Origin of the sequence: Nostoc sp. CMAA1605 (assembly GCF_021596505.1) — a bacterium.
Classification (GTDB): Bacteria; Cyanobacteriota; Cyanobacteriia; order Cyanobacteriales; family Nostocaceae; genus Trichormus.
In genome coordinates, this window is record NZ_PJIZ01000025.1 from 1 (window position 1) to 14040 (window position 14040).

The following is a 14040-nucleotide window of genomic DNA, read 5'->3' on the forward strand; positions in this document are numbered from 1 at the left end:
GTTGGTGAGCCAGTGCGTTGAGGAGACACTGCGTTGCGCGGGTTTCCCTCGTTGAAGCAAGAGTCGTCGGCTTTGCCGACTTGTTCGCGGAGGGAGCGTTACCGTAGGGTAGCAACTGGTGTTAGCGACGCAGGAGCGTCACCAGAGGGGCTTAATGTTGCAGAGATTGAATTAAGCTTAAGCGTTTTAAGCCAAAAATGTTTAGATCGGCGTATTTCTTCAGCCGAGGAACCTTGTTGTGAGTTGGCTGGTTGGCACGCAACTGCACTGCCAGTAAAACCCTAACAGCATTTTACTACTGATGATGCTCACGGATGGAGAAGCAGCAGTTACAGATTAATGAAATCAGGAATTAATATCCAGCAATGTAATATATGTAGTCAAGTTGTTTCATTGCTTGCAGAACTTTAAGAGTTGAGCGCAACATAAACAAAGCTGCGCCAGTTACTAAACCAATGACAGCACAATCTGGACTAATAAGATGTGCCAAGATGTAACCTAAAATCAAATTGAGTAATAGGGCAGGGATAATACTTTTAATTACAGTCACTGTTTGATTCAGACTGAACAATAATATTGCATTGAATAAGCCGATAACAAAGAATAAATATCCTAACGAGCCAACCCAAGACTTTAAATTTGTTTCTAGACTCCAATAAGCGGGTTTTAGAAATCCCAATGTTCCAGCCATACATAGTCCAAAAAATATAATAGTTATGCCTATAGTTAAGCAGTAGCGATAAAACAATTTAGAAGAAAAACTACTGAGTTTTTCCATATTCATATCTTTGGTATTACCGTACCAATAACGAATAAATTGATAACTCAAATATTCAACTAAGGGAACTAGCAACAGAAAATTAACCAGAGCTAAATCCATTGCTTGCTGATAGCCGGCATCAATGGCAAAGACTAGCCCAGAAGCCGGATTTACAGCCCAGCCTGCGATCATGCGATCGCCAAAAATAAAGCTAAAATAAGCTATTCCGTAAAAGAAATAAGGAGACAGTAAGTACACCAGCGAACTTAATCGTGGTAAAGGGGCTTTCGCACTACTGCTTTGACTAGTTCGATTATCTTTACCCAATCCCAAAGCAACTAAGCCGATGACTACTATTAAAGTGGCAAACATACTGATAATTTGGGATGTTAGCGCATCTAAATTTACCCAAACTCTTAAAAACACAAACAGTATGCTTAAACCTAGCATAATTAACGGTGGAAACCAGCGTAATTGAATCCCCAATGCTGCTAGTAACATCCACAGTAAACTCAAAACCAGATAATACAAAGCAGCTAACATCAAATATTCATCAGCAAATTGACCCTGATAAAAACCAAACCAGAGACCAAATAAACCTAAAATAATGCTAGTAGCTGTACCCAAGTAAATAATAGGTAAACAGACTCTTCTACCTTGCATTGGCTCACCCAACTTCAGATAAAATTCTCCTCTACGGCTAATCATCTGTACAAATCCGCCACTGATTGTTAGACTTGCCATCGTTGCCAGAGTGATTAGTGAAGCTAATTCAGGTGGTAATAACTGAGATTGGTTATCGATATGAAAAGATTCTAAAAGCAATATCAACAGCAAAGGTAGAGCGTAAACAAAACTTTGAGAGAATTGATCAATAAATATTTGTATTTCATGAAGTAGATACCACCAAGCATTTTTTGCTTTGGTTTTGATTTTGGTTTTGGAGATAATTGGTAATGCTCATAAATATGCTTACCTAAAGATAAAGCATCTGCAAAACCAAATTCCTGACGAATAACTCTATCTGTATAACCTAATGATTCTATGATTGCTGTTACTTGCCAAAAGTCGGCAATTTCTGAACTAACTTCTGCAATAGATACAACTAGCTCACATATTTTCTCATCTTGTGGAATCATCATTTTATATTTAGTTTAATTGAAACTGTCAGTAAGTTGATACAGGCACCTTACTATTCTGCCAGTTGCGTAAGTCCTGTTCATCTAATACTGTAGAGACGTTTCATACAACGTCTCTACATCATTGATTGACAACAACTTCACATAACATTGCTATGAGAGTTCATCATCTCACAATATACAGATCAAACTCACACTAGGAGTTGTTTAACTCACATAAGTAAAAATGCTAGTATTCGTCAGCAAAAAATTACTATTCAACACATCAAGACTGTCAATAATACCAATTAGTTCATCTTGACCACCAGTGGTTAAAGAAACTGTTCTATAGTAACCGAAAGTTAAATTGAATAACGTATTACTAAGTTTATAGTTTGAGGCATTACCGTAAAGTTGAATTTTATCACCACTAATGATACTAAAGTCCTCAATTAGTCCATAATCATTTGTTCCAGATGTACTATTATTCCCATCATTGTAGTAAGCTTTATTTCTATCGCCCAAGATAAATAAATCAGAGCCACCACCACCATATAAGGTATCTATTTCCCCTACGCCTGCCAAAATATCATCAGGGTTTACACCAATTAGAATATCATTATCTGATTCACCATATAATATGTCGTTACCACTACCACCTGTAAGAGTGTCGTTATGTGAACCACCGCGTAACTCATCGTTCCCAGCATCCCCATAAATCAGATCGTTCTCCGATTCACCATATAATATGTCGTTACCGCTACCACCTGTAACAGTGTCGTTATCTGAACCACCGTGTAACACATCATCCCCAGCATCCCCATAAAGCACATCTTTCCCTGCGTTACTAGATAATATGTCGTTACCGCTACCACCTATAAGAGTGTCGTTACCTGAACCAGCATATAACTTATCGTTCCCAGCATCCCCATAAATCAGGTTGTTCCCTGTATCTCCATATAATGTGTCATCATCGTTACCACCTATGAGAGTGTCGTCTCCATTTCCTCCCACGATAGTATCTTTACCATCGCCACCATAAACGAGATCATTACCATCGTAGGAATAAATAAGGTCATCACCACCAAAGCCGTTGATGATATCTCTACCATTGGTACCGCGAAGAGTGTTATTTCCAGAAGTACCATTAATAATGTTGCCGTCAGGATTGACAGTCACACTAAAAGTATCATCAACAGTTAAGCCATTGGAAGTACCACGAATAGTTATTTGTGCAGTACCAAATTGATTGGGTAAATATTGTAATGTTAAAGAATTATTGACAATGCTGGCATTAACCAAGGAGTTATTACTATTAGCTAAAATTGACTTGGTAATGGCGTTAGGATCGTTGTCAATGTCAGTAAAGATACTCCCTAAATTAATAATGGTATTAGCAGAATCTTGATTAACAACTACATCAGCAATTGGACTGGCTACAATCGGTGCGTCATCTACAGGTGCAACGTTAACTATAAAGCTATCATCAACAGTTTTGCCATTAGATGTACCACTAATTGTAATTGTGGCTGTCCCAAATTGGTTGGGCAGATAAGTCAGGGTTAGATTATTGTTAACAATGCTGGCGTTGACTAAGCTACTGTTGCTATTAGTTTTAACTGTCTTGATAATGCTATTGGGATCATTATCAATATCAGTGAAGACATTACTCAAATTAATTACTGTATTGGCAGCATCTTCATTGACGCTGACATCAGGAATGGGACTAACTACAATCGGTGCATTATCTAGAGGTGCAACGTTCACTATAAAGGTATCATCAACAGTTTTACCATTAGATGTACCAGTGATTGTAACTGTGGCTGTACCAAATTGGTTGGGCAGATAAGACAGGGTTAAATTATTGTTAACAATGCTGGCATTGACTAAGGTACTGTTGCTATTGGTTTTAACTGTCTTGATAATGCTATTGGGATCATTGTCAATATCAGTGAAAACATTACTTAAATTGATTACCGTATTGGCTCCATCTTCATTGACGCTGACATCAGCAATGGGATTAACTACGATCGGTGCGTCATCTACAGGTGCAACGTTAACTGTAAAGGTATCATCAACAGTTTTGCCATTGGATGTACCACTAATCGTAATTGTGGCTGTCCCAAATTGGTTAGGCAGATAAGACAGGGTTAAATTATTGTTAACAATGCTGGCATTGACTAAGCTACTGTTACTATTAGTTTTAACTGTCTTGATAATGCTACTGGGATCATTATCAATATCAGTGAAGACATTACTTAAATTAATTACTGTATTTGCAGCATCTTCATTGACGCTGACATCAGGAATGGGATTGGCTACTGTGGGAGGGGTATCCACATTTAATCTTACTCTGCCGATATGTTGAGTAAGACCGCTAAAATTCATCGTCAGAATCTCGCCGTTGAGATTCGTACTGCTTGCACCTTCAGTAACAAGATTTAGTCCAGTGGGATTTTTTAAATCTAAGAGAACTTTTCCTTCACCAAAGAATGTAAATTCTAAATCTGTGCCATTACCGACAACAGAGGTTAATTTAGCACGCATTGGCAGGTCAACAATACGGGTAACATCATCTTGAACTGTTCCCAAATTGATGGTAAATTGACCACCACTGGCAGGTAAAAAGACAGTATCTTTATCGTAGGCATACCAATTATTTACACTTTTGATCGTTTGAGTTGGATCGATATTCAGTCCAAAATTACCCACATCAGTAGCTACAACATTGGCAGTAATCGTATTCCCATTACTATCAATAAATAACTTGGATTTTTCAAAAGTTTTGATGCGGTTACTCAAATCGCTAGCAGTGATAAATTCTGTGTTATCGTTGTACGCCCTGGCCAGAAAATTAGTGAACATGGCCTCAGTGTAAGGCGAGGGAAGATTATCTGTTGGATCTGTATCCCAGACTGTTGGGCCATAATCATGCCACGGAAAATGAATAATGGCTTGAGCTGCATGATTTTTTAGCCCAGTGTATTCTTTCAACCATTCTGCTTCCGCCTGTTGTGGTGTTAACTTGCGAAACTCCACTAGCGAAAAGTCAAAGGACATATTGGGAGCTAAATACACATAGTCGCTACCCGGAAACATAAATCCAAAAGCATTGGGATAACCTGCACCTACACTGGCATAACCACCAGAAACATAAGATAAGTATTTCTGAAGTTCTTGAGAAACCTTTACTCCTTCTGGGTTTCCGGGAATCGCTGCTCCTGAGACTTGAATCCCTAATTGTTGCTGAATGACTAATTTTGATTGATTAAATTCAAATTCTAATTGTGCTGGCGTTAATTGGTCTGTGAAGTCTGGATGAGTATAAGAATGGGTGCCAATTTCGTTTTGTAAGGCTAAAAGTTGGTCATAGTAAGGCTTGGAGACAGTCCAATCGGTAAATTGCCCATTTGCTGGATTGTTACCGATATTGATGTAGTATGAGCCTACGAAATTATAGTCATTTTTCCATTGTGTCAGGATCGGCAGCAGGCGATCGTAAATCCCAGGAGCATTTCCATCAGGATTCACATCATCAGCTTCCTGAGATTGATCCATATCATTGCGAGAAATAAAAATACTCGCATCTCGGCTCATATTTAAAGCCACTTTGGGTTTATTGTCTAATACCGCCCATTGGAGTGCTTGCCAGACTAAATTATTATCTCCCATGAATCCTTCAGTAGCGAAATGCACATTTCTGCCACCGGTTTGCGTCGCTATAACAGCATTGTTTTTCTGTCCATTTACTGCAAAATCTGCGAGGATTATGGGTGTGTTATTGTCAGTAGTATCTACATCACCATATGTATTAAAAAATATGCCATTATAAGCACGAATTGTCTCGTCAGCAGAGTAACCTTGCATAACTGGATGAGTAATATTCTCTGCGTTGAGAATCCCATTCACAGGGCCACCACCACCGGTTCTAGTCAAATTCAGCAACTGCTTCATCCGAATGTAGGAGTCTCCGGCTAGAGCATTATTATTTTCATCGTTTGTTAAGAAATCTCCGGCAGTAATGATCCCAATGTTATATTTATAGACTGCATCCGTAAGTGTATTTTGAATTGCATCTAGCTTCGCTAAAGGCACATTGCGGAAAGAAGGAAATATTAGCGCGTCATAATTGACAATTTTATTGATATCCGTTAAGTCATTCTCTGTAAGGATATCAAAGGGAATACCCGCCTGCATCGCTTGGCTTTGCATGGACAGGAAAAGCTGATTATAGGCTTTGTCTTGGAAGAAGTTTTTCGCAGTGGTTTCTGAGAAAACAATACCTACTTTTTTACTTAAATCTGTCCTTGTTGGTAAAACTGAAACTGAATATTTTTGAGCAGAATAATTAGCGGGTAAAAATGTTTGATTATTAATATCTATTAATACATCAATTGCCTGTGGGGTGCCATTCAGGGACGATATTGGAACGGCAAATTCCACTATTTGATTATTACTACCATAAGCATAGTTTAAAGGGCCACTGACTAAATTTTGTCCTGCTCCTCCTGTGTAGAGGTAGGGTTGAGCATCTGTAAAGAAGTTGATGTTATATTCTGCTCCCCCAATTCCAGTCTGACCAAATATTTGATAGCCTGTAGTGGTGTTTCTATCTGTGTTTAGCCATACTGTCGTACCAGCACCTATCGCTTGGCTATTTGATTTAAAAGCAAAAACATAAGCGTCTCCTGCGTACTTCCCATAGAGTTCATATCCTGGTTGCCCTGTGCCAGCAAGAAAATCTAATCTATCAGCAGATGTCCAATCAGTTAAGCTACCATCAAGGCTGATATTACCGTAGGTAGTTGCTAGCTCTAAGATTCTGGCTTGACCATCAATGATGACACTAGTAGTATCATTCTCACTTTTGAGTGCTGCAAGTTGAGATTGAGATAGCTCTTGACCTTGGACAACGGCTGCAAAAACAGCCCCTTCATCGCCCCTTGTATCTTGGGTATTGATCTGAGAATCTAGATAGTGGCCGAGTTCTTCTATTAAAACAGCAACACTTTTATCAACATCACTTAAAAGTGCCTGCGATAAGTAAATCGTATTATTAAAACTATCAAAAGCCCCTTGTCCACCATTAATTGCTGAGGAGTCAACAATTTTAATATTCGGGATATTTGTATAGTTGATTAATCCCTGAATTACAGCCTGAGCTTTGTCTTCATCCCAAGTATCGCCAAATACTAGATTCATTCTTTGGTAATAATCTGGAGAAACAAAGAACTCACTAATATTGTTGATAGCTTTTTTTAGTAGTTCTTGAAGATTGATTAAGATTAAATCACCACTCATGTTTTATAACTCCTTAAAAAGTGAATTTTTCAAAAAAACAACAAAAATCAACGATTAAACATAACTACATTATTTTGTTTATCTATCTGGAAATACAAATACTAGCCTTACTTACTTGTGATTTAAACTTGTAACCAAATTCCTTGTTTTCTCCAATTTTGCTCCAGCAGAAACTTTTCCAGCATCTGTGGAGGAATAATTGATTTGTGTACGAGAATTTCCCCTAATTTTTGTTTGGTTACTGATTGCTCTTGTAATGCCTGTGTTAATTGAGTTTGGGAAATAATTTTATGTTCTAACAATAAAGCACCTAACTTAAAATTTTGTCTGGCTATATTTTTTTCTAATGTCGCTAGAGTTATTAATTTTTGCTCCCACATTAAGGCTGTTGAGACAATAGTTTCTAAACTGTTATATTTGGGTTTCCAACCTAAAATAGTGCGAATTTTATGAGCATTGGCTACAACACAAGCTGGATCTCCTACTCGTCGTTGGCTCTCAATTACAGGAAAGTCTACTCCAGAGATTTTTTGCACCATATTTAGGACTTCCCGTACACTGTAGCCTTGACCATAACCACAGTTGAATATTTGGCTATCATTTCCTGCTTCTAAATAATGCAAGGCATCTACATGAGCCTTGGCTAAATCTTCAACATGGATATAGTCTCTGATCCCAGTTCCATCTGGAGTAGGGAGGTCTGTGCCGAAGATATTGACAGAGGAACGACGGCCTAAAGCTGCATCACAAGCTACTTTAATTAGGTGTTCTGCCTTCTTTGCAGACTGACCCAACTTGCCTGTAGAGTCTGCTCCAGCAACGTTAAAGTACCGCAAAATGACGTACTTTAATCCAGATGTTTTAGCAAAATCTTGGATAATTTGTTCACTCATGAGTTTGGAGTGACCATAGGGGTTAATGGGTTGAGTCGGTGATAACTCGGTTATTTGCTCTTGTTGAGTTTGTCCATAAACTGCGGCTGTGCTAGAAAAAATAAATTTTTTAACATGAAATAATTGACAACAATCTAATAAATTTAGTGTGTTAAAAGTATTATTCGTATAATAGTTCAGAGGTTTGGCTATTGATTCTTGTACAGATATATGAGCTGCAAAATGCAACACCGCATCGAATTTATGTTGGCTAAAAGTTTGCAATAATAGCTCTTTATTTTCAAGGCTACCAATCGTTAATTCCCCATAAATTACTGATGCGCCTGAGCCTGTAGAGAGATTATCGTACACAACGATATCATAGCCGGCTTCTCCTAACTGGCGGATTGTATGTGAGCCAATATATCCTGCTCCTCCAGTTACTAATATTTTTTTAGTCATTTTTTTATACCTGAAAGTTAATAAATATTTTTGAGCCTGCACTGTTAAAGAACTACAGCAGTTTTGATGTACATGAAATACAAATCAACTGGTTCTGAGGCAGGAGGTGATACCAATTCAAAATTCATAATCCAAAATTAAGAAATCCGTATTTTTGATTTTGCAAGGTTTTCTTAATTTGTATCTGTTTCATGATTTTAGTGAATTGGTATGAATCAATGATGCGTACTTAGGAGATTTTCCTCATTAGCGACTGACATTTGCCATCAGGCTTGCCGGAGTCATGATAGTAAGTGCTGTCCTACGGTAATGCTCCGCAAACAGTTCTGGCTTTACGCAACTTAAATGCTGATTAGCTTAAATCATGTGTGCAAGATAAACTTTGCTAGATGTGAAAATGCTCACGATCTAACATCAACTGCCATGTTAATATCTAGAAACTAGCCCATTCTTTTGTCTAAAAAGGGGTTGATTTAAAGAAATGTTCTAGCATTCAAGTTGGGCTTGAGTAATTTTAATGGCAACGCGATCGCCATCATTAAAATCTTTGTATAAAGGTATTTTTAGCTTTTAACATTCATTAGGGATTTACGATATTCAACAAGTATTCAGGACACAGCGAAGGAACTTGTCGAGTCTAGGAAAACACTTATTAACTTAGGGTTAAGCAGATATTAAAATAGTTCTGAAAAGTCAAGAGTATTGAAAATAAGGCAAATACTTTTTGCATCATTATCTAACTCTGAATAATTACAGATTCTTGCTTAATGGGTAGCTAAATTTTGTGTAAAGTTAACTACTACTTTTCTATGTATCACGAATTACTCTAATAAGCAACAAATCATCAAGACTTTTTGACAAAAATAAGTAAAAGTCCTGAATTGACATAAAAACATCAGGATTTTTAATTTAAACATAAAATTTTTATAAAAAAAAATTGGTACTCAGAGTTAATTTATTTGCTAATGGTAAGATTTTTCTGATTTAGCAAGATTATCGTTTCAAGAAACTTAGAGTCTAGAGTATAGGTTTATATTTATTTAAGTTAAAAGAGCAGTCTGGTTGTGTATAATTATGAGATTTTAGCGATCATTTTCTACTAGCTGAGTATTTGATGAACTACTTTGTTGTCGGTAAAAATAATTGTGTTACATTTGCAAACCTTTATTTTTGATTTGCTTACTACTATATGGGTAGCAATACTGCTGGTAATTTTGTTTTTTTGGCTACCCAGTCTCATTTTTGTGTTGCCCAATACAATTCCTTGGGTAAATCGAATAGTAGCTGTTTGGACGCGAATGCTACTAGTGACATTGATTGGGGTGAAATTTTTGAGTGCCTTGCATTTGTTTAGCTGGTTAACTCTAGTAATTTTATATGGCGGTTGTTTTCTCCTCAGTTGGTTGCATCGCCATAGTTGGCGTGTGAAACAACAGTACAATCTGATATTTCAAGGGATAGCATTTACTGTTTTAGATGCTCTAGATCAAGGCTTTCTACCTAAAATTAGTCAGGCTCTTGATGGGATGGGGCAAATTGCCAAAAAACAATTCCTGAATATTCAAAAAGTAATTGCGATCGCTATTACTCAAAATATCCAAGATGTTCTCATACTGACAGTAATTTTAACATTTGCGGTATTACTTCGTTTTGAATATCCTTGGCAAGAACTACGTTTTACTAATCCCGATAGTTATAGCTTGTTGTTGACTACAAGACAAATCCTTGCCGGTGATGTGAATGCACAGATGCAGTCTTTTCCAGCCTTTTCTGCGTTAGCTGCTGTCTTATCACTGTTGGGTGCTATGGATGCTATGCAGGTGATTCGCTTCCTCAGTCCTCTGTTGGGTTGTCTGTTGGTACTGAGTGTTGGCTATAGTATGGGTGTAATTACTAACAGTAGAATAGCTGTGATGGGGGCGATGTATAGCTTAGGAGCTTATATTTTCACTTCCCATATAGAAATTCCTCAATTTGTGCCGAATTGGATACAACAATGGCTAAATACAGTTACAGGTAGTTTGAATACTTCGTTAATTCACCAATGGGCTGGGGGTGACTTAGAAATCGGGGTGATATGTTTGGTTCTAGGTTTAGGGCGTGCTTGGGAAGCCTCTAGAACTCAACACCGTCGAATAGCCTTGATAGATGCAGTCTGTTGCTTGATAATTGTGGCTATCATTCAACCTCAGTTGCTGATTTTGGCATTATGCGGAGGAATCAGCTTTATCGGTGGTGGCAGATTTGCCCTGACTGTAGTGACTATCATTTGGATAGTATTGGCATTAGCCTTAGCTCTACCGGAAAATCCCTGGGGATCGGCAAACACTTTTTTAGTCACACTACCTGTAGGATTAAGTTGGCTTTGGGGACTCTTTTTAACTCTCACTAGCTGGCTGTTGAGTTTGATATTGGGTGTATGGTCTGAGATTGTATCGTTGATTTTGATGCTGGCGATCGCAATTAATTTTCTGTTGCCATTGCCTCCTAAAATCAGCTATCTAGAATATGATATGGCTGCTCGTAAGACCCTGGAACTACGAGTCCGATTTCCCCTGAAGCGATGGGTGATAGTTGCGCCCATTGAACAACTAGCCGAAAGTTATGGTGCAGGTTGGTATGAGGATATGGGTTTATTTGTGGAGAAGTATTCATCTCTAGTCAGTAAACCTAATTTTCACTTTCGTTATTCAGTACCTCATCTGTTTATCTTTGTGGAAAAACGACCGTTAGTTACGGGGTTAAGGGCAAGTCAATCACTCCCCTACTCGGTCTTATCTGACCCTACTTATCTTTATTATCGTTCCTCGGCAGGTCGAGCGAGTTTAGAATTTACAACATTACAGATGTGTGAGACTTATCGTCGCCTCCATGAGCAAGATGTGGCGATTTATTATGAGGATCAGGATTTGAGGATTTATCAAGTTCGGCTTCCTGAAGAGCTTTGAGGGCGTTCTAACTAAAAAAATATCTTATGCAGGGGGGGAAGAATAGATTTGTTGCATAAATACTTTGGTGTTGCTAACAATACTATTTAAAAGCTCACGCAAAGGCGCAAAGGCGCAAAGAAGAACGCAGAAAGATAAGTTACTTTCCTGAAGACTTTTGAGCTTTTTGATTTATGGAGTGGATGTGATTTACTTCCTCTTGCCAGTAAGAGGGTAAGCTATTCCAGGGGTCTTTGTCAGGATGATCAGGGCTATCGTCGGTGACATAGATATATTGGATATTACGTGCCACAGCTTGATTGATATGTTGTTTCATCGTAGCGGCATCGGGGACGGTGTGAATTAAACAGGAAAAATGCTGAGGCTGGTAATTTTTCAGATATGGTTGAGGTTGGTATTGATTCCAAGCTGTGGAATAATTTTCAAAAATGACTAGAGTATCCCCTGCTGGTCGGGTTAGGTATTCTTGGTCGGTTTGAGTCCCTTGGTTGAGTACGACCATTTGCAGTTTGGGTTGAGTTTTAATATGTTTGTAAATATTTTGGTAATAGTCGAGCTTGTCTGAACCACTGGCGGCTTCATCTAAGAAAATGCCGTCAAGCTGGAAATGTTTAGCGTAGATATCAATATCGGCTTTTACTTGATTAATGTCACGCTTGCCGTAATTAGTAGCAACATAACCCAGGATAGTTACGCCTCCTTGTTTGAGGTCTTGGATTCCTCTGGCATAATCTCTATTTGGTGGGCCGTTATCGGGGCCATTATTGGGATTAATAATTGCTGTGATGGGGACTTGACGCGCCGCCGCCGCGACTTGTGGCCAAGTGTAAGTGGGGGGATTGTACCAGGTGGGGTAGGAATAGAGGGGAATGAGAATTTTCACCTGTGCAGTGGCAATTTCTGGCTTAATCGCACTACAAGCGAGGGAGGTTGTCAATAAAGCACCCATAATCAATTTTGTTGTCGTTTTGAAATGAAGATTCATATAGTGGGGGACAGGTGACAGGTTACAGGTTACAGGTTACAGGTGAGCCTAAGAAGGTTGGCTACTGCTATTTTTAGTTCAAAGATGCGATCGCCAATTTTTTGATACTATTTGTGTCAGTTATTACTTGTTGGATAAGGTTGTAATAAGTATCCAAATGTGCATCTAGGAATTTTTGTTGAGTGAATAACTTCAGGGCGCGTTCATAGGCGCGCTGTCCGAATTTGCGCCTTTCAGATGCGGGTAATTCTAGTAGCTGCAAAATCGCCGCCGCTAGGGCTTGAGGACGATGGGCTTGTACTAGCAATCCTGTATCACCTAAAGCTTCACTCACTCCCCCTACATCTGTAGATACAATGGTGGCACCGGAGAGCATAGCTTCAATCAGAGCATAAGGAAAGCCCTCAGAAATACTCGACATAGCTACGACATCGGCCTCGCTATAAGCTCGCCAAGGCTCACTGGTAAATCCGGCAAAGTTAATGTTGGCTTCTAAATGCTCGGTGCGGACTAATTCTTGACATTGAGCAAAATACTTTTCGTCGGAAGGACGACCGTAGAAGCGGAATTCCACATTGGGGATTTTGTCGCGCACAATAGCGGCTGCGGCGATCAAATCTAGCTGACCTTTGAGGGGAAAAATCAAGCCCATGTTCATGACTTGAGGACGCTCTTTCGCTACCGGCGCGGTAGGATGAAAAACGTTGGGATCAGCCCCATTGTAAATTACCTTGATTTTCTGCTCAGGCACACCCCACCAACGTTCCCAACGAGCATTGTATTCACAAACTGGAGAAATTTGATCGGCGTAGTGATAGTTGAGTTTAACAATCGCTCCCATTAATCGATACAAGAATTGGCGTACAAATAGGGAGGAAATACTGCGATTTAAATTGAGATACTGCTCTCGGATATTCACCCCATGTTCGGTGAGCAGATAAGGTGTACCTCGTTCTAACTTGGCAATGATACAGGGTAAGCCACAAAAAGCGGCGGCTGAAGCATGGGTGATATCGGTTTGGGGAACAGGGAGATGAATGGGAATCAGAAACCGATATAGTAAGCGCATGGCTTCCGTTTGTTCGATGAGTTTGATGGCGGGAGGATTAACCAACGGATGCCAATCAGTAGCAGTTAAACGTCGAAAAGCTGACCATACCAGTTTGGACTCCATCGTTTTGTGGTAGTCATAACGCTGAAAATATTTGTGAATTGCCAGCACAATATAGCCCAACTGTTCAATATCTGATTCGGCTAAGAGAACTGCTGTTAAGAAACGCTCAAACAGGGGGATGAATTGAGTGGCGATGACTTTTTGTGTGGTGGCTAGTTTGCTTTGAAAGGCTTGGGAAAAGGGGAATCGCCAAGAGTATTCTACAGGGTCTTCTGTTCCCCACAAAGGCACTTTCATCAGTTGTTTGATATTAGACGGCAACTGATAGCGTAATTCTAAATAAGGATTAGCTGCGATCGCAAACAAATGAAAATCTATCTCTGGCAGTTGATTTGTGAGGGCATCGCACCATGTACTTACGCCTCCCTTGTGGTAAGGATAAGTGCCTTCAGTGGTTAATAATACAGAGACTCTGTTCAT

The 14040-nt window shown here is 39.1% G+C and carries 8 protein-coding genes; 2 read left to right on the plus strand and 6 right to left on the minus strand.

The features are described from left to right. The first annotated feature begins 51 nt into the window (after positions 1 to 51). Positions 52 to 285, plus strand: a complete 234-nt coding sequence (locus CV014_RS11340) for a hypothetical protein (RefSeq protein ID WP_236142166.1) — start codon at positions 52 to 54, stop codon at positions 283 to 285. A 67-nt stretch (positions 286 to 352) separates the two neighbouring features. Here the strand turns inward: CV014_RS11340 and CV014_RS11345 are convergent, their stop codons facing one another. The 4 genes from CV014_RS11345 to galE form a co-directional block, all read right to left on the minus strand. Next, positions 353 to 1504 carry a hypothetical protein gene (locus CV014_RS11345; protein ID WP_236142129.1) on the minus strand — a complete coding sequence of 384 codons (1152 nt, stop codon included), beginning with the start codon at positions 1502 to 1504 and terminating at the stop codon, positions 353 to 355. An 83-nt stretch (positions 1505 to 1587) separates the two neighbouring features. Then, positions 1588 to 1902 carry a hypothetical protein gene (locus CV014_RS11350; RefSeq protein WP_236142130.1) on the minus strand — a complete coding sequence of 105 codons (315 nt, stop codon included), beginning with the start codon at positions 1900 to 1902 and terminating at the stop codon, positions 1588 to 1590. 204 nt (positions 1903 to 2106) lie between these two features. Further along, positions 2107 to 7179: an Ig-like domain-containing protein gene (locus CV014_RS11355; RefSeq protein ID WP_236142131.1), complete on the minus strand. Its 5073-nt coding sequence runs from the start codon at positions 7177 to 7179 to the stop codon at positions 2107 to 2109. A 122-nt stretch (positions 7180 to 7301) separates the two neighbouring features. Continuing rightward, positions 7302 to 8513 carry a UDP-glucose 4-epimerase GalE gene (galE, locus tag CV014_RS11360; RefSeq protein ID WP_329608374.1) on the minus strand — a complete coding sequence of 404 codons (1212 nt, stop codon included), beginning with the start codon at positions 8511 to 8513 and terminating at the stop codon, positions 7302 to 7304. A 1331-nt stretch (positions 8514 to 9844) separates the two neighbouring features. On the opposite strand from galE, the gene CV014_RS11365 reads away from it, so the two are divergent. After that, entirely contained in the window at positions 9845 to 11461 is a 1617-nt protein-coding gene (locus tag CV014_RS11365; RefSeq protein ID WP_236142132.1) for a hypothetical protein, read from the plus strand. A 139-nt stretch (positions 11462 to 11600) separates the two neighbouring features. Here CV014_RS11365 and CV014_RS11370 read toward each other — a convergent pair whose 3' ends face one another. After that, positions 11601 to 12410, minus strand: a complete 810-nt coding sequence (locus tag CV014_RS11370; protein WP_236142133.1) for a spherulation-specific family 4 protein — start codon at positions 12408 to 12410, stop codon at positions 11601 to 11603. A gap of 109 nt (positions 12411 to 12519) precedes the next feature. Then, positions 12520 to 14040 (minus strand): GT4 family glycosyltransferase PelF, encoded by a 1521-nt coding sequence (gene pelF / locus CV014_RS11375; protein ID WP_236142134.1) that lies wholly within the window; start codon positions 14038 to 14040, stop codon positions 12520 to 12522.